Origin of the sequence: Treponema primitia (genome assembly GCF_046533075.1) — a bacterium.
Lineage (GTDB): Bacteria > Spirochaetota > Spirochaetia > Treponematales > Breznakiellaceae > Termitinema > Termitinema primitia_B.
This window is the reverse complement of the sequence record NZ_JAJQRB010000055.1, coordinates 1-18880: the sequence shown is the minus strand read 5'-3', so window position 1 is coordinate 18880 and position 18880 is coordinate 1. Positions and strand designations below refer to the sequence as shown.

Annotated in this window: 23 protein-coding genes and 2 tRNA genes; 15 read left to right on the top strand and 10 right to left on the bottom strand. The window is 46.4% G+C overall.

All coding sequences use genetic code 11. The features are described from left to right. Positions 1-125 precede the first annotated feature (125 nt). Positions 126-1505 (top strand): InlB B-repeat-containing protein, encoded by a 1380-nt coding sequence (locus LQZ19_RS11575; RefSeq protein WP_411047823.1) that lies wholly within the window; start codon positions 126-128, stop codon positions 1503-1505. A gap of 93 nt (positions 1506-1598) precedes the next feature. Here the strand turns inward: LQZ19_RS11575 and LQZ19_RS11570 are convergent, their stop codons facing one another. The 7 genes from LQZ19_RS11570 to rpmH form a co-directional block, all read right to left on the bottom strand. Continuing rightward, positions 1599-2084, bottom strand: a complete 486-nt coding sequence (locus tag LQZ19_RS11570; RefSeq protein ID WP_411047822.1) for a hypothetical protein — start codon at positions 2082-2084, stop codon at positions 1599-1601. A gap of 292 nt (positions 2085-2376) precedes the next feature. After that, on the bottom strand, positions 2377-3888 hold the full coding sequence (locus LQZ19_RS11565; RefSeq protein ID WP_411047821.1) for an ATP-binding protein: 1512 nt from the start codon (positions 3886-3888) through the stop codon (positions 2377-2379). Positions 3889-4065: 177 nt separating this feature from the next. Further along, positions 4066-4773 carry an RNA-binding cell elongation regulator Jag/EloR gene (gene jag, locus LQZ19_RS11560; RefSeq protein ID WP_411047820.1) on the bottom strand — a complete coding sequence of 236 codons (708 nt, stop codon included), beginning with the start codon at positions 4771-4773 and terminating at the stop codon, positions 4066-4068. Positions 4774-4807: 34 nt separating this feature from the next. Further along, positions 4808-6637 carry a membrane protein insertase YidC gene (gene yidC, locus LQZ19_RS11555; protein WP_411047819.1) on the bottom strand — a complete coding sequence of 610 codons (1830 nt, stop codon included), beginning with the start codon at positions 6635-6637 and terminating at the stop codon, positions 4808-4810. 39 nt (positions 6638-6676) lie between these two features. Further along, the gene (yidD, locus tag LQZ19_RS11550; protein ID WP_411047818.1) at positions 6677-6895 is read right to left on the bottom strand and encodes a membrane protein insertion efficiency factor YidD; all 219 of its coding nucleotides are present in this window, start codon (positions 6893-6895) and stop codon (positions 6677-6679) included. Beyond that, entirely contained in the window at positions 6895-7266 is a 372-nt protein-coding gene (gene rnpA / locus LQZ19_RS11545) for a ribonuclease P protein component (RefSeq protein WP_411047817.1), read from the bottom strand. Before rnpA ends, yidD begins: the two co-directional genes overlap by 1 nt. Further along, positions 7247-7402, bottom strand: coding sequence for a 50S ribosomal protein L34 (gene rpmH / locus LQZ19_RS11540; RefSeq protein ID WP_010255950.1), 156 nt, complete (start codon positions 7400-7402; stop codon positions 7247-7249). Before rpmH ends, rnpA begins: the two co-directional genes overlap by 20 nt. Before the next feature lie 163 nt (positions 7403-7565). On the opposite strand from rpmH, the gene LQZ19_RS11535 reads away from it, so the two are divergent. After that, positions 7566-7638, top strand: a tRNA-Thr gene (locus LQZ19_RS11535). 22 nt (positions 7639-7660) lie between these two features. Here LQZ19_RS11535 and LQZ19_RS11530 read toward each other — a convergent pair. Together LQZ19_RS11530 and LQZ19_RS11525 are read right to left on the bottom strand one after the other, a co-directional pair. Further along, positions 7661-8935, bottom strand: a complete 1275-nt coding sequence (locus tag LQZ19_RS11530) for an ABC transporter substrate-binding protein (protein ID WP_411047816.1) — start codon at positions 8933-8935, stop codon at positions 7661-7663. Then, positions 8932-9495, bottom strand: a complete 564-nt coding sequence (locus LQZ19_RS11525) for a shikimate kinase (RefSeq protein ID WP_411047815.1) — start codon at positions 9493-9495, stop codon at positions 8932-8934. Before LQZ19_RS11525 ends, LQZ19_RS11530 begins: the two co-directional genes overlap by 4 nt. 46 nt (positions 9496-9541) lie before the next feature. Between LQZ19_RS11525 and LQZ19_RS11520 the strand changes: the two genes are divergently transcribed. From LQZ19_RS11520 to LQZ19_RS11505, 4 genes are all read left to right on the top strand, one after another. Next, the gene (locus LQZ19_RS11520) at positions 9542-10204 is read left to right on the top strand and encodes a PrsW family glutamic-type intramembrane protease (protein WP_411047814.1); all 663 of its coding nucleotides are present in this window, start codon (positions 9542-9544) and stop codon (positions 10202-10204) included. A 40-nt stretch (positions 10205-10244) separates the two neighbouring features. Next, a tRNA-Met gene (locus LQZ19_RS11515) sits at positions 10245-10317 on the top strand. 182 nt (positions 10318-10499) lie between these two features. Further along, complete coding sequence (locus tag LQZ19_RS11510) at positions 10500-11864, top strand: tyrosine-type recombinase/integrase (protein ID WP_411047813.1); 1365 nt, start codon at positions 10500-10502, stop codon at positions 11862-11864. Position 11865: 1 nt separating this feature from the next. Then, a complete protein-coding gene (locus LQZ19_RS11505; RefSeq protein WP_411047812.1) occupies positions 11866-12120 on the top strand; it encodes a hypothetical protein in 255 nt (84 codons plus the stop codon). On the opposite strand, the gene LQZ19_RS11500 is transcribed toward LQZ19_RS11505, so the two are convergent. Next, a complete protein-coding gene (locus LQZ19_RS11500) occupies positions 12093-12440 on the bottom strand; it encodes a helix-turn-helix domain-containing protein (RefSeq protein WP_411047811.1) in 348 nt (115 codons plus the stop codon). The two genes, LQZ19_RS11505 and LQZ19_RS11500, sit on opposite strands and share 28 nt — an antisense overlap. Positions 12441-12625: 185 nt before the next feature. On the opposite strand from LQZ19_RS11500, the gene LQZ19_RS11495 reads away from it, so the two are divergent. The 9 genes from LQZ19_RS11495 (at position 12626) to LQZ19_RS11455 (ending at position 18696) form a co-directional block, all read left to right on the top strand. Continuing rightward, positions 12626-13111 (top strand): hypothetical protein, encoded by a 486-nt coding sequence (locus LQZ19_RS11495; RefSeq protein ID WP_411047810.1) that lies wholly within the window; start codon positions 12626-12628, stop codon positions 13109-13111. Between the two features lie 18 nt (positions 13112-13129). After that, positions 13130-13459 carry a hypothetical protein gene (locus tag LQZ19_RS11490; RefSeq protein ID WP_411047809.1) on the top strand — a complete coding sequence of 110 codons (330 nt, stop codon included), beginning with the start codon at positions 13130-13132 and terminating at the stop codon, positions 13457-13459. Then, complete coding sequence (locus tag LQZ19_RS11485) at positions 13456-13815, top strand: hypothetical protein (protein WP_411047808.1); 360 nt, start codon at positions 13456-13458, stop codon at positions 13813-13815. The genes LQZ19_RS11490 and LQZ19_RS11485 overlap by 4 nt, the downstream gene beginning before the upstream one ends. A gap of 100 nt (positions 13816-13915) precedes the next feature. Further along, positions 13916-14515 (top strand): hypothetical protein, encoded by a 600-nt coding sequence (locus LQZ19_RS11480; RefSeq protein ID WP_411047807.1) that lies wholly within the window; start codon positions 13916-13918, stop codon positions 14513-14515. 149 nt (positions 14516-14664) lie between these two features. After that, entirely contained in the window at positions 14665-15111 is a 447-nt protein-coding gene (locus tag LQZ19_RS11475; RefSeq protein WP_411047806.1) for a hypothetical protein, read from the top strand. A gap of 90 nt (positions 15112-15201) precedes the next feature. Next, positions 15202-15390, top strand: a complete 189-nt coding sequence (locus tag LQZ19_RS11470) for a helix-turn-helix domain-containing protein (RefSeq protein WP_411047805.1) — start codon at positions 15202-15204, stop codon at positions 15388-15390. Further along, a complete protein-coding gene (locus LQZ19_RS11465; protein WP_411047804.1) occupies positions 15387-15587 on the top strand; it encodes a hypothetical protein in 201 nt (66 codons plus the stop codon). Before LQZ19_RS11470 ends, LQZ19_RS11465 begins: the two co-directional genes overlap by 4 nt. A 99-nt stretch (positions 15588-15686) precedes the next feature. After that, positions 15687-16706 (top strand): AAA family ATPase, encoded by a 1020-nt coding sequence (locus LQZ19_RS11460; protein ID WP_411047803.1) that lies wholly within the window; start codon positions 15687-15689, stop codon positions 16704-16706. 856 nt (positions 16707-17562) lie between these two features. Beyond that, positions 17563-18696: a hypothetical protein gene (locus tag LQZ19_RS11455; RefSeq protein ID WP_411047802.1), complete on the top strand. Its 1134-nt coding sequence runs from the start codon at positions 17563-17565 to the stop codon at positions 18694-18696. Positions 18697-18880: the final 184 nt, after the last annotated feature.

Sequence of the window (18880 nt, the reverse complement as noted above, 5' to 3'; positions counted from 1 at the left end):
AAGAAAAAAGGGAAACCCAATAAAAACCCCCCTAAAAAAACCCCCCCCCAAAAACCCAATACCCCCCCCAATTTCTTTTCCCCCCCCCCCCCCCCCCCCTACGGCTTAATCTAAATCTTTTTCCCTTGCTGATTATCCTGGCCGCTTTTCTTACCGGATGTCCGGGAAACAGCCCCAGTGACGATACCACCGCCCCGGTGTTAAGCAATGGAGCCGTGAACAATCTGTCCTCTGCGAACGGAACCACCGCCACCCTCAGCTTTAGCTCCAATGAAGCGGGGACCCACTTCTATGTAGTGATGCCGTCAAACATCGCCTCCCCTAACGCGGCGGCGGTAAAGACGCCGGACAGTACGGCAGTGGCGGGATCGGCGGCGGTTAGTGTTGGGGCAAACACCATTGCTGTTACCGGCCTTACGGCAGGCGCGCAGTACAAAGCCTATATCATTGTAGTGGACACGGCGGGCAATCTCTCGGACGTGCTGACCATTGGCAGTTTTACGCCGGTGGTAGAGGGCCCGAGCACCTTTACTGTAACCTTTAACTCAAACGGCGGATCGGCAGTGACGGCGATAAGCGGCTTATCTTCCGGAGCCACCATAGAATTACCGGCCAATCCATCCAAGGATGATAATATCTTTGCCGGGTGGTTTACCGATACGGCACTCCAGAATGCATTTGACTCCAGTACACCTATTACCGGTAATTTGACCCTTTACGCAAAGTGGACACCAGAAGGCACAAATCCACTATTTACCATATGGCGTATTGGCACAGATGATAATCCTGGCACTCCGGAAATTGAATTATATGTGCTAATGGAATTTAAAAGCGATGGCACCGGCTCTAGTAAGACGTATGATGCGAGTGGTAATCAAATAGGAGCTGCGGACAATTTTACGTATAATTTAACTGCAACCGAAATAACCATTGGGGGTTTCGCTATCAATTATTCCATAACTAATGGAGGGAATACCCTGACTCTTGATGATTCAGAATATACAAAATGGTCAGCCTTATGGCTTGGATCAAGTATTACCATAACAAATCAGCCTGTCTTTGTTATAACAGAATACGCCATATCAGATACTTTGAATGCAAGCGTTGTGGTTCTTACTGGACCTGGCGGCTCTGTAACACTCGCAGAAGGTTCTATTACATCGGGAAGATTTTCAATCACCATACCTTCTCCCGGAGAAAATATTTTTACCTTGTCCGAATTAGGCAGTCTTGTTACCGTTCCTGCGGGTATGAAAGGCGTAATGATAAATGGACTAAATGATAAAGATCATACAGACATAGAAGTGGTATTGGCAAAAGACCAAAATGAAACGACAAGTTTTTTATACGCCGATACTGACGGAACAGTCACAGGTTCGGTAGATGGCAAATCTTTTAATGCAACTGTAAAAGCAGGGTGGAATCGGCTAATAGTTGATAATAGCGCCAAAACGATTATCAATGGAGTAAAAGAGGATCATCAGTGGGTATATGTTGATAGTTAAAATATGGTTTAAGAATCACCGTTTGCCTTCCAAGGCGAACGGTGACTGGGAATAAAAAGGAGGCGCCATAGGCGTTTACTTCCCATAATTCCGTTATTTTTTGAGGTATTCGGAAACCTCTTCAGGAGGAAGATTAAGCGCTGCGGCAATTTGTTCATCGCTTAGGCCTAAGGCCCGCAACCTTTGGACCGATTGCCACCGCTCCTGTTCCAAGGCCTGGATTATCCCGTCTTTCTCCTGGATTTTTCCGTCATATTCCATCGCAGCCTGCTTATACCCGGCCCGTTTTGCGCTTACTATGCCGCTCTGCCAATCCAGTTCATTTTTGAGTGTGTACTCATACCGCGCCCGCAGTATCTCGTCCTCACTTACGGTTAAAAGTTCTTCCGCCGCCATGGATATTGCCTCCTCGGAGTTTAGTATCTCGTTAATCAACTCCCGACATGTGGGGTCCTGGACATACCGGAAAAACACCGCCCACCGTTCTATGGTCGTCATTTCCGGAACCGGTTTGGCCAGGAACTGCTCCGCCTTCAGCAGTTCAACGTCAATTATAGCGGTCAGCCCCTCAAATGACAAGTTATGCTCCGGATCATAGTACCGGGGGCAGGTATGGGGGTTTTGTCAGGTTCTGTATTTATCATAATAAGGCTCCTTGTATAAAAGGAGGGTGCGGATGCGTAATTTGCTTTAGTAAGTTGGAAATAAATAGTAAATTTCGTTAAATAATCCTTTACGGGGGATCATTGTGGGGTTACAGTAGAAGATATCGCGGGGGCTATAATTCAGCTTCCGCGCTGGTGCGCCCTGATGAGGGGCGTTTTATATATGGGGCCGCTTGCCGGGTAACCGGTGAGCGGCGTTTTTTTTCTTAGCTTTCCCAAGGAAATCCGGCGCCTCCGGCGACCCACTCCACATACTGCACTGCCGTCCGGGGCGAGCGTCCATTGAACCACCGTTCCCAGCGGAGGGCATTATCCCGGAAGCGCTGTCGGGCCGCCTCATCGGAACCGGTGTTCAGTATACCCCGCTGTTCGGCGATGAAGCAGGCGATACGCAGGTATTCGTCCTGGTTTGGGGCGGTGTAGACCACGGTAAGGCCAAAGCGGTCCGCCAGGGAGAACTGTTCCTGCATGGTGTCGAAGGCCCGGATATCCCCGGTGGAGGCGGCGTTTGCAGCTTCGGCGGAACTGGGCCGGTCGGAAAGGCGCTCCTTTACCAGGTGGCGGCGGTTGCTGGTGGCATAGACCACCACATTATCCGGCCGGGATTCAACGCCCCCTTCCAACAAACCTTTAAGACTCGTGAAGGAATCGTCGGTGTTTTCAAAGGAAAGGTCGTCGATAAAGACGATGAAACGCAGGGATCGGGATGATAGAATATCTAATATGGCCGGCAGTTCCGGAAGACGCTCTTTGCGTACTTCGATGAGCCGCAGTCCCCGTTCAGTATATTCGTTGCATACCGCCTTAACCGTGGCGGATTTTCCCGTTCCCCTATCCCCGTACAGGAGCAGGTTATTGGCGATCTTCCCCTCAAGAAAGCGGTGGGTATTGGCTGTTACGATGGACCGCTGATCCTCATAGCCCGAAAGATCCGCCAGTCTAATTGGGTCCGGGTTAAGAACCGGCCTGAGTGAAGAACCGGACCAGGAGAAGGAACTGTAAAGCCCCAATTCGCCCGCCCCATGGCTGCGTATGTATGCAGCCAACTGCGGCAGAGCTTCTCCCCAATCAGCATTTCCTGGGAAGATTTCCGCCGGAATGCCAGACCCTGTTCCATGCCCCGGCCTCGATCCGCTGTCCAAGCCCCCATCAATACTGCCCATGAACCGGGCTGCTTTCGCGATGGCAGCCGCATTCTCCCCCAGGCCGGCTTTTTCGAGCAGACCCGCCAAATGGGCGCCCAGATCGGGAAGGCTGAAGGCAGCAAGCCGGCCCAGCCGGGAAAGATCGCCTTCGGCCAAGGCACGAAGCGCCGGGGAAAGCTGGTCCAGGTACATCGCCCCTGTGGTTTGCGAACCGCTATTTGCAACGGAGTTTCCCGCGCAGTTTCGCAGCTCCAGTTTCCGGGTAAAAGCATTGTCATCGGTGATAGTTAAAAAAGATATCAGCGAATAGAAGGAGTTAAACGAATCTTGCTGCGCGGGGAACTTCGTTGCAAATAGCGCGGGGAACTTCGTTGCAGGTTGCGCTAAGTTTCCCGCAAAATTCGCCCAGCCCCGAACTAAATCTAAAGGATCGGCCTCTGCTATTTGCAACGAAGTTTCCTGCGTAGAAACACTTTTCAGCAAAGCATCCAGGGATTGGATTAGGGGATGTTTCTTAAGTGCGGAAAACACCGAAAGCCCGGCAATATCCGCCCGTGTTTTTAAGATGTTCATAAAAAATTTCACCCACCTTGTAACACCGGTTCTGCGAATCGGCAGAAAAGGATATGCCCTCATTACGTTATCGGGGGTGGTGGTGTAAAAAATATCGGGGGGACCCCTTGGGGGTTCCTGATATTTTTTATAGCCACCAGGACCCCAAACGAAGTTTAAAGGGCATATCCTTTTCTGTTAGCGCATACTGCCGCGGTAGAAGACCCGGACCTGCTTGTACAGTCCTTCCCCTTCGCTTTTCGTTTCCACATCGGCGATGTCGTTCAGGGTAGTGTGGATGAGCCGGCGGTCAAAGGGGTTCATGGGTTCCAGCAAAATCGATCCGCGGTTTTCCCGGACCCGATCCGCCACGGTATAGGCCAGACGAACCAGCGATTCTTCCCGGCGGATCCGGTAGTTTTCGCTGTCCAGGATGACCCGCATATCCTCACGGCCCTGGCGCCCGGCGTAGATATTCACCAGAAGCTGGAGGGCGTCCAGATTTTTCCCTTTTTTCCCAATAAGGATAGAGGAATACTCGGAGTCGATCTTAAGACCAATCTTCCGCTCTTCCCTGAACAGTACCGTTACTTTTCCGTTATACCCCATGCGTTCGATAAGCCCTTCCAAAAAATCAACCAGCTTTTGTTCAAACTCATTTTGAGATTCCGGGTCACCAAAAACTGCAGCTTCCCTGAATTGACTAGTCTCGGGACTGGGTTTGGAAGGATTCAGCGATACCGGCTTGTCGGTATGAACCTGGATTTTTACAAATCCCTTCTTAAACAAACCCGAACGCTGGGTTTCAAGGATTTCGACATCGAAACCGTCCTTTTCAAGCCCCAACTCTTCTGCCGCCCGATCAATTGCTTCTTTTTCGGTACGACCTTCAAATTCATATACCATAACGCGCTCCTCGCGATAGAGATTACCTAAACGATTATCGTTTCTTCCTCTTTTTTGGCGGCACCAGTACCGGTGCAGGGGCCGGCGCTTCTGCCAGTATCCCCTTTTTCTTGGCCAGATATTTATTAATAGTAAGCTGTTGAACCAGGGTCAGCACATTTGACATGATCCAGTACACCAACAAGCCCGATGGAACATCATACAGGATGAAGAAGAACATAATAGGCATGAGATAGAGCATCATCTTCATCTGGGAATTGCCCTTCTGATCCGGGGTTTGGGTTACCTTGCCATAAAGTAGCTGTGAGCCCACGTAGATGAATGGCAATGCCCTTAGATTGCTCCATCCAAGAAGGGGTAAGCGGAAAGGCGCGAAATTCCAAATCGATTCCGGCAGGGATAGATCCGGTATCCACCCGGGAATGAACATAGCTCCGCGAAGATCAAAATGTGTATTGAAGAGATTGTACATGGCGAAGAAAATCGGAAACTGGACGAGCATGGGCAGGCATCCCGAAAGGGGATTGTACCCCTCTTTTTTGTAGAGAGCCCCCATTTCGGCATTCATCTTCTGGGGATTGTCCTTGTATTTTTCCTGGAGTTCCTTGATCTTCGGCGAAAGGGTCTGCATCCGCAGGGTTGACTCGGTACCCTTCTTGGTTAGGGGGAACATGACCACCTTAACCAAAAGGGTAAGGAGGATAATCGCTACCCCGTAATTGGGAATTACTTTATAGAAGATCATGAGCAGCCATTTTAACAGGGTTTCCAGTGGTCCCAAAAAGCCGCTGGTATTGGCAACCTTGATGAGCTGCAAATCCCGGAGCTTAAAGCTATTGGCCGCCGTATCGTAGACCCCCAGAGCGTTCTGGCTTTTGGGGCCCATGTAGAAGCGGTATACATCAGCGACGTGGGAACTGTTCACTGCGGGCCGGACCATGTACAACCGGGAACTGTCTGAGATCCCCGGTTCGGGACGGGTGGAGAAAACCATTTCCGCCTGACCCGCCAAGGGTACCGCGATGAGGGTAAAATACTTACCCGCCACAGCCCCCCAGGTATACCCGGGACTGATAGTCATGGGACTGTTTTTGGCCACCTTTGCCTGGTCGCCTTCGGTCTTGAATTTGCCGTTGGTAAAGGTATAGTAGCGGCGGTATTCGTAGCGTTGGTCCAGTTTTGCGAAATGCGGGCCGAACTGAGGGGCTGAACCCAGGGTATAGGCAACACCGGAGGCGCCGCCCCCTGAAAAGTTGAGGGACGACAGGGTTTGCCCGCCATCCAGGGTAACCGTCAACTCAAACATATATTCACCGGGCCTGAAGTCGTACCGTTTTGTCAATCGGACCCGGCTGCCGCCGGAATTCCCACTGCCTGAAACGGCAAAATCCCGGGAAAATTCAACGATAGAATCGGAAACACGGGTTACATTGAAGAAGGAATTTATGGGCTGGGCGTTGACATTCCCCAGGGCAATGGTAAAAGCATGGGATTCGGTTTTTCCCGGGAGGACCATTTCCACAAAATCATCCCGGTCGCTGTGTTCCCGAAGCTTATAGGAAACCACATCCCCCCCGGCATTGGTCAGAACTACCAGGGCAAGGCCGGTATCAATAGTTACCCGCTGTTCTGTACTGGGACCGGCGCTGATGGGGATTTCTTCGGGGAGAACTTCCTCCACAGAGATAGTCCCCGAATCAACCGGCTGGGGGTTTTCGGCAATTATCTGCTGTCCTCCGGGCTGTTCCGTTACCGTATTGGAAGAATTCGGCTGTTTGGGAGGGAAAAATACTCCCTGGATAAAGTAGAATGCCGATATCACCACAATTGAAAGCACCACGGCCAGTAATGTTCTTTTTTCCATGTAAACTCCAAGGGGAAAGTCTATCTGCTTTCCCCATCGCTAAGGTACCGGATCGTAACCCCCGGGATGGAAAGGATGACAACGCAGGATCCGTCTAAGTCCCAGGAACCCGCCCCGGAGGGCGCCGTATTTCCACACCGCTTCATAAGCATAGGCGGAACAACTGGGCGTATACCTGCAATGGGAGGGGAAATGGGGGGAAACCGCTTGCTGATAAAATCGGATCAAAAGCAACGCCGCTTTTTGTAAAATCGTCATTATTCAGTTCCCGTCAATAAACCGGTTCGAGAAAACAGCATTTTAAGCTGATCCATCCGGTCCGCCAGGAAATCCTTACCCGGATACACCAGTAAAACCAGGTCGTAGCCTGTTTTCAGCCGGTTCTGCATGAGCCGGTACGCTTCCCGGCCAACTCGCCGGCACCGGTTCCGTTCCACCGCATTCCCGAATTTCCGCGCAAACGTAAAAGCAATCCGGTTATGGGAAAGCCCGTTTTCCATTCGGAACAGCTTTGCGCCCGGACAGCTAACCGCCTTTCCACGGTTAAAAACCGCCCGTATCTCTTCCCTTCTCTTTAACCGTTCATTTCGCTTAAACCGAAAGATCCGTCTAATAGGGCTTCTTTTCATCGGAAGCGGTCAGTTTAATCCGGCCTTTTGCCCGCCGGCGCTTTAAAACAAGCCTTCCGCCGCGGGTTTTCATCCGGGCCCGGAACCCGAATTTGCGGTTCCGCTTTACTTTACTGGGTTGATAAGTCCGTTTCATGGGAATTTCTCCTATCTATATAATGGTCATGAAAGCAAATTAATAGAAATTCAGTATAGAAAAAGGGGGGAAAAAGATCAATAGGCCGCGGTCAACAAACTTTGTCCTTGTCAAAATCGCCTGTCTTGTCCTTTTCCGCCGGATTTGCTAGAATAAGCCCTATGCCAGGATGGCTCAGTTGGCAGAGCGGCACACTCGTAATGTGCAGGTCCCGGGTTCGATTCCCGGTTCTGGCTGATATAGTATTCCCGCTGTGGACTATAATTCTTCCCAGCGTTGCTGGATGTGCTTGGCAGTTTCTTCCGGGCTCTGGTCTTTTTCAAAAAGGGCGTATACCTGTTCCCGGACCAGTGTCTCAAATTCGTCAACCCTGCGTACACCGGTAAATTCCTGGACAGTCTCCCCAACAGTATACATATCGTAGGCCTTGGCATAGAGATGATCCCCGGTGATGAAATCTATCGCATTGCCCCGGCTTCCCGGAACCGCATGGGCTTTTTCGGCGATGAAGGCGCCCTGCTCCAGGAGAAAGGACAGGAAAGCCCAGGCTTCATCCTTATGCTTGGAACTCCGGGGTATACCGAGATACCAGCCGGTTAAGCCCAGGACAGGCTTTCCCCCGAAGGATGATTCACCGGGGATGGCGGTGATCCCAAATGCAGATTCCCCCATACGTTCACGCAGGACATGGATATCCGCTACGGAGGCTATCATCATTGCGGAACGACCCTGGATAAAATCTTCCCGTTTTTCAGCGTCGGTTCTGGTAAAGGTTCCCGGCAGAAGAAACTCTTCCTGCCGTAGTTGTTTCAGGAAAGCCAGGGTACCGGTAATAGCCCGGGCGGAAAAGTCCGGCCGGCCTTCCCGGGTCATGGCCGGGCTCGAAGCCCAGATCCAGGAAAAAAGATCCCGGTATACGCCACGGGGATTTTCCGGGCTTAAAGCCAGAGCCAGCGCATACTGCCCTGCGGATTTATCCGTAACAGAGCGGGCATAGGTGAGTATCTCTGCGCGGCTTTTTGGAGGCCGGTCAAATCCGGCGGATTGAAGTAGTTCAATGTTATAAAAGAGGGGGCTGGTAAAGGAAATCAGATGGCGCCCCCATTTTCCGTAGCCCTGATCCGGAACCGCAGGGGGGGATGGGTTTTCGGAAGGATTGTAGGCATCCAATTCTTCAAGGAGATCCTGCCGGATCAAATCCTCAAACCAGAGAGGATCCAGGCCAAGGATATCCGAGTTTAGGGGGGATACCTCATGCGATCTGAGGGCGCTCAGTATTTCTGCATAGGGCCGGTTATCCAGTTGGATCGTAACACCCGGGTTAAGGGTTTCAAAATCCGTTTTTAGTACCGAAAATGTTTCTGCTTCTGTTTCATCCTGCCACCACTGGGTAAATACCAGGACCGTATTTTTTTTCTGTACCGGGTTTACTTTTTTTATCAGCAGGGTAAAGAGAAAACCCACGGCCAGTAAAACCAATGCCAGAACCAGCAGTGTCAGATCGATTTTTTTGATATCAACCCGTTTATTCATACATCTTTCCTTTCTATAAGGTCCGCTATTTCCCGGCCTATGTCCTCGGAAGTTTTTCCTTCGGCGCTAAGGGTAAGGGAGGCGAATGCCCTATAGGCGGCTCCCCGGCGCTTATGCAGGGCGGCGTGGGTTTCCCGGGGATTTTCGGTATTGAGAAAGGGCGGTAATTCTCCGGTTCTCTGTGCCGTCATGCTGATCCGATCCCAAGCCGTATCCGCCGTTATTTCAAGACAGATCGTCATCACCCCTGCGCCGGAATCTTGCAACAATTCCAACGCACTAGGGTTGTCGATAAGCCCTCCCCCGGCCGCAACCACCCTGGGCCTCCCGCCGGTAATTTCCGGGAGAAGGCTTGCCAGCGCCCGGGTTTCCGCTTGCCGGAATATTTCAGGGCCCTCCTTGTAGAGGGTCCGGGGAATTTTCCCGGTCTGCTGTTCTATAAGTTCATCCAGATCGATAAATCCGGCGCCCAGAAGCTCCGCCAGGACCCGGCCTACACTGGTTTTACCCGAATGTTTTGGCCCGGTTATGAGAATTATTCTAGTAGAATGATTTTCCATGTGTATAGACCTACCATATAGAATAACTTACTATTAGGCTATAGTTATGAACGGATTGTGGATTCTTTTGCTTTTAATTTTTATCTCCGCCCTGCCGGTTCTGGTTGTTATAATTTGGCTCCGTGTACGCCGCTTCCCCATAGGGCTGCCGTGGTTTCTTCTGGCCCTTTTGGGAGGCGCCTTTTCCCTGGGAATAGCCGCAATACTGCAAAGTCTGTTCCCCAAGAACGATGAAGCCACCATGGGCATACTGCTGTTTAAAATCTTTATCCAGATTACACTGACGGAGGAGCTCAGCCGTTTAGGGGTTTTTTCCCTTCTTTTTGGCCTTTTCCGCCGTTTTGAACGAAGTAAAAACACGAAAGCCTACACCCCCACTTTTAGCGCCATTACGGGACTTATTGCAGGGTTGGGCTTTGCGGTAATAGAAACCGCCATATACGGCGTGGGGAATTTCAGCATCGCCCTGGTCCGGGCAGTTACCTCCGCCCCCCTGCACGGCGCCTGTGGTACCAGGATAGGCATGGCCGCCTTCCATATTAGGGATGCTCCCGGCCTCGCCCTGGTCCGCTTATTCTACGCCGTCGGCATCCACGGCATGTATAACTTTATGATCGTAAGCCCGGGTATCCCCCTGGTTTTCCCCATTCTTATCGCCTTTACCGCTCTTTTCTCCTCGGTCCAGCTAATCCGCTACTCGGGTAGTTGACCTTTTATGTAGAGAATAGTATACTACTTAAACAATTTAACGCAGGGTAGAGCAGTTGGCAGCTCGTCGGGCTCATAACCCGGAGGTCCTAGGTTCGAGTCCTAGCCCTGCTAAAATGAGACATCCCCACCGGTGGGGTATTTTGGACTATCTAAACACCAGGAGTGTTACGTTGTAACAGCCTCGGCGGGGAACTTCCTATTCAAGAGGCGTTCCTAATCATTGCAGAAACAAGAATGTCATATAAGACGACATATAAAATCGTCTTGGGTGCCATTCAGCAAGGATTAGGGAAATGAAAAAGTCTCTCCCCTTTTCAGTGTTCAAGCGGGCCAATCGGCCCTGCTTCGTGGTTGCCTTCAAGAATCAACAGACTGGCAAATACCTCACGCCAATCAGTACCGGGCAAGTAACCGAATCGGCGGCGATACAGACCGCCTTTGAGTGGCTCCGGGACGGAATACCTCAACAGAATGGCAAGCCGGTAGACCTCAAACGGTATTCGTTAAGGGAAATGGCGAAGGCCGCCGATTTAACCCCCGATGATGTTGATTTCATTATAAAGGAATTGCAACGCCAGGGCTTCCTCAAAATCGCAATTTTAACCGGAACCAAACAGGACAGGGATTTTTCAGAATACCTCACCAACTTCTGGGACTATGACAACTCCCCCTATATCAAAGAGAAACTACGAAAGAATCACGGAATCCATAGACGGTATTGTCTGGAACAGTCCGGGGCGGTCAAGAGATACTGGGTTCCCTATTTTTCCGGAAAACTCCTCGGTGAAATAACCCGGCAGGACATCGAGGCATTTGTTGAAACATTGGACGATGTAATCGTCATTATAGGGAAACAGCAGCAGGGCAAAAAAGCTAAAACAAGGCCGATGTCGGCGAAACGCAAGAACACTATCATTCAGGCCGGGACTATTGCCCTGTCATGGGCCTTTAACAAGGAAATGATAGATAAGGATGTAACCCAAGGTATCACATGGTTCTCCGGAAAGGCGGCGGAACGGCAGATTTTAACCCCTGAACTAGCCTCGGCGGTTTTCAGAATTACGTGGAACGATGACCGGGCACGGCTAGCTAATATGCTCGCTATGGTAACCGGTATGAGAGCCGGGGAAATACAGGGCCTACGGGTTCAAGACTTAGGGAAAGATTGTCTCTATGTCCACCATTCATGGAATCGGCGGGATGGCCTCAAAACTACCAAGACCAATGAGAGCCGGACAGTAGAGGTTCCTTTTCCGGGACTTATGCAGGAACTGATAACTATGGCTGCAAGTAATCCTCACCAACAGGATATGGAGGGCTATGTTTTCTGGGCTGAAATATTGGCGGATAAACCCATGGAACAGCAAATGTTTAATGGGCAGTTACGGGAGGCCCTGCTACAAACCGGGATGAGTGAAGAATCGGCCCGAAATTATACCTTCCATGGATGGAGACATTACTTTACCTCCTACATGAGAGACCGGGTCAATGAAAAAATATTACAACGGCAGACCGGACATAAAACCCTCATCATGCTGGATCACTATTCGGAACATTCCTTATCTGGAGACCGGGCAAAGATGCAAGCGGCACAGATAGAGACCTTCGGCGGTTTATTGCCGGACATGTCCGGGGCAGTCGCACAGGTGGGGGCATAGTATGGAAAAGGCGATTACCGAAAAGGCAGAATACGAACTTATAGAAATAGCCGCTGAACTGACCGCATTGGGAGATATGATACCCCTGTTAATTCTGAACTATGAGGACATAGAGGCCAATACCCCGCAGGGGGTAAAGATACTCCACCAAGAAATACGGAAACGCCTCGATGGAGTACGGAAGCAAATAGAGGGCTACTCCGGGAAGTGTAATACCGGAAAAGAGGGTCAGTCTTTAGGCGGGACATCGGTTTGAGTAAGGTAATAGCCCCGGATGTTGTTGAGGGTCTTCGTAACAGCCGCCACTGCTTCATCGGTGTATTTGTTAAGGACAGTAGACACATCTGGGGGCAAAGCCGCTTCCGGCTTAAAGAGTTCAAAAGGCTCAATATTCAGGGCGGAGGCGAACTTTACCAAAGTTTGCGGGGAAATCCACTTATTGCCGTTTTCAATGTTGCTCAGGAAATTAACGGAAATATCCAATTTTTCAGCCAAATCGGCCTGGGACAAATTGCGGCTATTACGAAACCGTTTGATATTGAGGCTCAATATGCTCCGTAACTCCCGTTCAGTCATAACCCACCCTTTTGGAGAATATCTAATTCTATTATTGGATTGATTAACTTGACCAACACCTAATGGAGATTGTATAATTCTCCAAAAGAGAAACTTGGAGTAAATAACTACAAGATTTCTAAAAAAGTTGCATTTTCCGGGCATTGGAAGGGCGGCTGGGAGCAACTATAAGGTAGGAGGATTTTATGAAAAAGTTGGGTTGTGGAATATTGGTAATATTCTTAAGCATCGGTTCAGTGTTTGGGCAGGAGGGTATTAGTGGGACCAGCCCTATAACAAGTGTTCTCCCTTTTCTTGCAATAGTAATTATTATTGTTGGTGTAATTATTGCCAAGAAGCAAGAGAAAGAAGATGAAAGCGATTTTAATAATAATATAATCGTGGACGATGGGTTCAAGCGGAAAAAGATAAACAAAATCGTGCGGGTATCACTTTCTGGTGGATTGATAGGGGCGGTTGCTACAAATCCCCGAAAGGCATTAGAGAAAGTCATACAGAAATATAATTCTGCTGGATGGAATTGTCATCAGATTCTTGATCATGCAACACGAAATATATTTATTTCGATAATACAAATTGTAATTCTGATTGTAACATTAGGTCTGTGGACATTTGGAGCCGGGTATTTGGTTTTATTTGAAAAAGATAATACAGATTATAGCCAACGCTGACAAAGGTAGGAGGACATAGTGAAAAAAATAGCCAGTCTGATGGTGATTTTTGTATTTTTGGGAATAGTAGCGGTCTATGCCGATGCAAAAGATGACTGGTCCTTTGAGTTAGCTACGGCAATAGGTAATATCGAATCTTCGATTAATCTTATTGAGAAGTATGGTTGGTCTATTGGAAATGCGGACCTTGATAAAAAAATCAAAAAATACACAGAGCTTCTTGATGTTGGTTTAAGAAATGGCTATCTCGATAAAGTGCAATATGACCAAAAGGTTGAAGCTGTAAATGCAATAAAACGCAGAATGCTTCAAATCGTTGGGGCACGGTCAGAGGGACTAGGGTTATGAAAAAGCAAATGCTATTTGTCATTATTTTGATAACCCTGTTTTCGGTGGTAATATATGCTGGCCCCCCTACTCCAGAGCAGGAGAAGGAGTTAATAGCGCTTATTGAGCAAGCCGAAAAGGTGGTTCAGGAGAGATTTGTGACTTTCCAACTCAACCCTTATGAGGGGACGGAGTACGAAGATTTAACCAGTGAGGAAGGTATTATTGGTAGAGTGTTTATTTTAGCCGGGAAGATTTATGACGATGGTTCCGGTGCTGCAAATTTGGCTCCGCCTGAAATAAAAAATCGTGTCTTGATGTTGACGATGGTTCTAATAGCCTATCCTTTTCAGTACGCTATGAACAAGAAGGAATGAAGTGTATGTCCCTTGACATTTTCTAATAGAGATATAATGTTTCTCCATTAGAAATACATCGGATTTGAGAATAAAATTGTATGTCTTTTGGGGGATATGTATGGGAAACTTTGATACTTTCATTGAGGCAGTCAAGAAATACGCAGAGGTATACAAGCAATTTGAGGACATACAAAAGGACAAAACCTTCGATTTTGTTCCCAAAACAGGAGACCAAAAAACCGGCCTAATTGGAGAAGCTTATATTTTTGAATACCTGAAAAGACAAGGATACCCCGACATTGAATTCGGTGGACCTTCTCAAAAAGGGTGGGATATAAGGTATCCATTCGATTTAGCAATAGGCAGGGAAGTATTGGTTCAAGTAAAGACCGTTTCGGCCTATTCAAAAACAAGGGCTATTTCTCCCATACATTTGCCTTCTTCCGGCTATTGGGAATTGTTTCTGGTCTCCTTGAACGGGCAATTTATCCCCGACAATATCTGGAGACCTACGGTAACGGCTTACGATACTGAGGTCATTACTGGAACAAGAATGCCCAAGAATGACCAGGACTTTGCCAGTGGCTTTACCGAAATTGAAAACGTCTTTGAACACTTCAAGAGCTTATTTCCGGAATTGTACTCCGCAAAGGCTAAAACCTCTGCAAAACCGAAGGCTGCTGCCAAGTTAACTAAGGAAGTGAAGAAAAAGGGGTAGACGGAGACGGCTCCTCGGGGTCTTTTGGAGAGGCTTTCCTTTGCACAGGAAGGTATTTTTCTTGCGTTTTCGGCTTTACAGGGTACATCGGGACGGTCTAAGAAAAGAAAGGACTTGAAAAGGGCTCTTTTCTGGTTTAGGATTCACTAATGCCAGATACGCAGGATGAAATTCTTAAAGAATTGCAAACGCTACAGAACGAACTGAAACCAATTATCTATCCACCAAATCTAAAAGACCTTGTAAAAACAGCGTTAGATTCCCGTATTAAGGAACAAGTTGATAAAGCACCTCGAAATATGTTAACGGGAATGAAAGCTATTATTAACGATGTTTTACGCTTATTGATTTCCGAGCAACAGGTTGTACGAAAACCAAGAAAAGCAGAAAATAAAAATATTCCAACAGAATATTGGATAAACACATCAGTAGATGATGTTTTTACTTTTCTTTCTCAATCTCAGCAAGCCGGTATTATAAAAATCGGGGATGTTAAAACTTTCATGAAAACTTACCTAAAAGGCAAGAAAGGCGGCCTTGTCGCAAATAGCTTCAAGACCAAAAAATCTCAACAGCAAAAAAATCGTAAACTATAGTAAAGTTTGGTAAATATATAATTCATCGAGTATTCTCTTCAAATGCGAAAGCCAATTAAGGCGTATTTATTCGCATAAGGAGAAGAATCTATGAACAAAGAAAGTATCGCAGGCCTACTCACCCGCAATCAGGCGGCGGAGTATCTTCACGTTTGCAAGACGACGCTAGACCGTCTTCCAATTCCTCGCATTCAGATACGGCGACGGATATTTTTCAAAAAAGTTACATTGGAAAAATATCTTGAGGAGTGTACTCAACTTAAGGGGGGTACGGTATGAACATTAAAAATCGTGAGAAGATAGAATCCCTCATTATTGATCGTCTGTTTCCCAAATTAGAGAAATTAAACTATGGGGAAATAAGTATTGTTATTCGGGTACATGATCGCAAAGTGGTGGATATTACCCACACGTTACTAGAACGGACTAAAGATTGGGAAGTGAAAAACGAAATTATCTATGGACATCAGGAATGATGATGAAATCGGTACAAAGCCTCAAATTCCGGGGCTTTGTATCACTTCATCATTTCTATAAATCATTACCCTACCATCTGGGTACACAGGAGATAAAGAATGAATATTGATGATAAGCAAGAAGGCGAAAAAAGTATTTATTGGACCGCCGAGGAATTACTAACACGTGAATTTCCTCCTATTCAGTGGATTGTCCCTGAACTCATTACAACAGGTCTTTCACTTCTTGCAGGAGCTCCGAAACTAGGAAAAAGCTGGCTAATGTTATCGGTTGCTATAGCTGTTGCTTCTGGTGAGCGTGTTTTTGGAAAAATTCCAGTTGATAAGGCAGGTGTATTATATCTGGCCTTGGAAGACACTGGACGTCGACTCAAGGATAGATTGCTTAAACTTAATGCCAAGGCAATGCCTAATTTACAGTTTATTACTGAATGGGACTTGGGGTTTAAGCATCTTTCGACATATCTAAAACATGATATGGGAACTCGCCTTGTTATCATCGACACTTGGGGTCGTTTTGCTAAAGTAGCACGGCCAAATGATTATTCAGAAAATACCGAAAAGGCAGTAGAATTAAAGGCTATCGCTGATAATCTGGGTATTGCTATTGTTATAGTTCATCATACCAGAAAAAAGACAAAGGATTCGTCTAAAGATTGGCTGGACGATGTTCTGGGTTCTCAAGCTTTATCAGCAGCTGCTGATAGTACAATCATATTACGTCGTGGCCGTGGTGATAAAAAGGCAGACCTATTGATAACAGGCAGAGACATTTCAGAAAAAGAATTGGTTTTATCCTTCGATCTGAATTGCGGTGGCTGGAAACTTGAAGGGGACAAGAAAGACATGCAAGAATCGGATGAACGACAATCAATTCTTGAGTGGATAAAAGATAATGGACCGCACCCTTCAAAGGCGATTTATGAGAAAATGAAGGAGGAAGGAGAAACACGGGCATATTCGTCTGTACGTCGTCTTTTATCAGCAATGGATAGAGATGGAGCCTTGCAAAAAAATAATGGGGTCTATGCGCTCGCTGATCGTTTTGCTCGCCCTGCTCAAGAGGCCGGAAACCTCAAAGATACCCCCGAGCAACACGAGCAAACGAGCGCTTCCTAATATTTATGTATACCTCCGGCTTTATCAGTAGAGCCGGAGAGTTTCAGCTAACCATCGTTACAAATTAAAAGATGTGTCTTATGACATGGTCGGAACTGTCACATAAAAATGACATATAGCAAAAAGGATTGCGTTATCCGCAATGAGTCTCAATCACTCTTGATAGGTCAAATAAATTATTGCGGAATGCCGGAGGATGTTAAAATAATCCTTGATGATACGCAATGAGTTTTAATGGTTCAAAAAATCACACCCTCATAACCCGGAGGTCCTAGGTTCGAGTCCTAGCCCTGCTAAAGAGATACGTTCTTACTATACAAATGGTCGTTTTTAAGTAACTCCTTGTCTGACAAAGAAATAAATCAGTTATGAAAAATGGTTCAAATCTTAGCTTGGCGGGGGTATGCAGGTATGTCTGCAAACACCGGCAGGGCCTGTCTATTATTTCCAGGTGTATGATTTGGGAGCCGTTCGGCGTTGAAAATACGATATTTACGAAAAAAAATTGAAATTGACTTCATTTAACAATAGGCACTCTCTTACCCCACCAAAGCACCTATAGAAATACTAGGAAATAGCGCTCTCAAACAATATCAAGATGCTGAATCTCTTTCGCTGTTCCCATTACGTCAAATTGAGGGAAAATATTTGATGCTTTCACACATAAATATTTAAGAAATAAAAACAAGAAAGATATGAATAGGGATATATTTTATTAAATTATTTGTAAGGGGAAACCATCGTAAACGTGTATCGTTATATGAAATGTACCTTATAACGTAAAGAAAACTGAAAGAAATATTGACAAAAGGTAAGAAAATAATATAATCAATATTATTTGTAAGCGGGAAATATAATGGCAAATATTAAAACAATTAATGTAAAAATTGAAAATTCGAGTTGGATACCTCCCCATACTGTTCCCCCTAAGCTTTACTCCTTGGCGAAAACAGGACGCATGGATATTGATTTAGATTGCTGCTTGTTATTTTTTGGAATATTGACAAAACCGCCAATTACAAGAGGATTTACACTTGCAGATTGTTGGGCATGGTTACGTTATCCCCCAGCTTTTATAACAGGGGCTGACTTAAGATTTTGTTCGGGATGGGCTGATATTGATTCTCATCAAAAAACTGTTGCAAGTGATGAACTTGGTGTTGCATTTACAACATGGGCATTACTTTCTACGCTTGATTTTCAATATTATGCTGATACAAATTGGGTGATTAATAAATTAAAAACGGTTACCACAATTAAGCGTTCCAAAAGAGGACCGTCAAAAACCCCAGACTATATTGCATATGATTTAAGCGGTGAAATGAGTGTACTTGAATGTAAAGGTGGACAAACGAATCAAAAAGCGATATGGGGTGCAATTGAGGGGGGAAAGGAACAAAAAAGCAATGTTAAATCAGCTGGTGGCAAAACATTCGTTCACACATTGGTGGCGGGAATGTTTATTCCACAGAGTGATTCATCAGAATCGGCTCTTTTAGCAATCGCTGATCCAGACTATGATTTGTTTAAAAGTGAAATCGAGAAATATAGCCCTGAACAAATTCTTAATTCTGCTCGACAAGTTGCAATCGCAAAAGAACTTTCATTGTTTGGTTTTACAGAGACTGCGGTTACACTTGTAACACCAGAAAAGGATCAAATTAATATAAGTAAAAAATTTTACCATGATATTGAAAATATTCATGATAATATTAAAAATAACAATGTGGTCATCAAAGATAAAGAATTAAAATGGTCGATACCTGTATGTATAAATAATGTTAATTACAATGGCGTACGTTTTACGGGAGAAATTTCAGTTGACGAATTAATATATTTAACTAATAAAAATGCAGAAACTCATTTAGACTCTCAAATAGCAGAGAAGCTATCAAATAATAGGTGGGTCAAAAAATATATTAGCGAAGATATTACAGAACTTAAGTCTCCATTTGGCGCTAGATATAAAATTGAATGGTTAAGACAATAATTGTAGTGAACAAAGATAAAACGTCAAAAAATTTTGGTGAATTGTGATCGAGGCTTCCAACCCACTCACGGATTTTTATATTTATGCCAAGGGTCTTATGGAGATATCTGACTATTGCTTCATTGAATTTGAACTTATAATTTTTTTAGTGTAAACGGTAATCATAGGGGGACTCTGTCTTCCC

Excerpts from the sequence above, each read along its gene's own strand:
- LQZ19_RS11565 (WP_411047821.1), bottom strand. The coding sequence starts at position 3,888 with ATGAACATCTTAAAAACACGGGCGGATATTGCCGGGCTTTCGGTGTTT.
- LQZ19_RS11500 (WP_411047811.1), bottom strand. The coding sequence starts at position 12,440 with ATGACTGAACGGGAGTTACGGAGCATATTGAGCCTCAATATCAAACGG.
- jag (WP_411047820.1), bottom strand. The coding sequence starts at position 4,773 with ATGGTATATGAATTTGAAGGTCGTACCGAAAAAGAAGCAATTGATCGG.
- yidD (WP_411047818.1), bottom strand. The coding sequence starts at position 6,895 with ATGACGATTTTACAAAAAGCGGCGTTGCTTTTGATCCGATTTTATCAG.
- LQZ19_RS11480 (WP_411047807.1), top strand. The coding sequence starts at position 13,916 with ATGGGAAACTTTGATACTTTCATTGAGGCAGTCAAGAAATACGCAGAG.
- LQZ19_RS11455 (WP_411047802.1), top strand. The coding sequence starts at position 17,563 with ATGGCAAATATTAAAACAATTAATGTAAAAATTGAAAATTCGAGTTGG.
- LQZ19_RS11460 (WP_411047803.1), top strand. The coding sequence starts at position 15,687 with ATGAATATTGATGATAAGCAAGAAGGCGAAAAAAGTATTTATTGGACC.
- LQZ19_RS11505 (WP_411047812.1), top strand. The coding sequence starts at position 11,866 with ATGGAAAAGGCGATTACCGAAAAGGCAGAATACGAACTTATAGAAATA.
- LQZ19_RS11495 (WP_411047810.1), top strand. The coding sequence starts at position 12,626 with ATGAAAAAGTTGGGTTGTGGAATATTGGTAATATTCTTAAGCATCGGT.
- yidC (WP_411047819.1), bottom strand. The coding sequence starts at position 6,637 with ATGGAAAAAAGAACATTACTGGCCGTGGTGCTTTCAATTGTGGTGATA.
- LQZ19_RS11470 (WP_411047805.1), top strand. The coding sequence starts at position 15,202 with ATGAACAAAGAAAGTATCGCAGGCCTACTCACCCGCAATCAGGCGGCG.
- LQZ19_RS11525 (WP_411047815.1), bottom strand. The coding sequence starts at position 9,495 with ATGGAAAATCATTCTACTAGAATAATTCTCATAACCGGGCCAAAACAT.
- rnpA (WP_411047817.1), bottom strand. The coding sequence starts at position 7,266 with ATGAAAAGAAGCCCTATTAGACGGATCTTTCGGTTTAAGCGAAATGAA.
- LQZ19_RS11465 (WP_411047804.1), top strand. The coding sequence starts at position 15,387 with ATGAACATTAAAAATCGTGAGAAGATAGAATCCCTCATTATTGATCGT.
- LQZ19_RS11485 (WP_411047808.1), top strand. The coding sequence starts at position 13,456 with ATGAAAAAGCAAATGCTATTTGTCATTATTTTGATAACCCTGTTTTCG.
- LQZ19_RS11510 (WP_411047813.1), top strand. The coding sequence starts at position 10,500 with ATGAAAAAGTCTCTCCCCTTTTCAGTGTTCAAGCGGGCCAATCGGCCC.
- LQZ19_RS11530 (WP_411047816.1), bottom strand. The coding sequence starts at position 8,935 with ATGAATAAACGGGTTGATATCAAAAAAATCGATCTGACACTGCTGGTT.
- LQZ19_RS11520 (WP_411047814.1), top strand. The coding sequence starts at position 9,542 with ATGAACGGATTGTGGATTCTTTTGCTTTTAATTTTTATCTCCGCCCTG.
- rpmH (WP_010255950.1), bottom strand. The coding sequence starts at position 7,402 with ATGAAACGGACTTATCAACCCAGTAAAGTAAAGCGGAACCGCAAATTC.
- LQZ19_RS11475 (WP_411047806.1), top strand. The coding sequence starts at position 14,665 with ATGCCAGATACGCAGGATGAAATTCTTAAAGAATTGCAAACGCTACAG.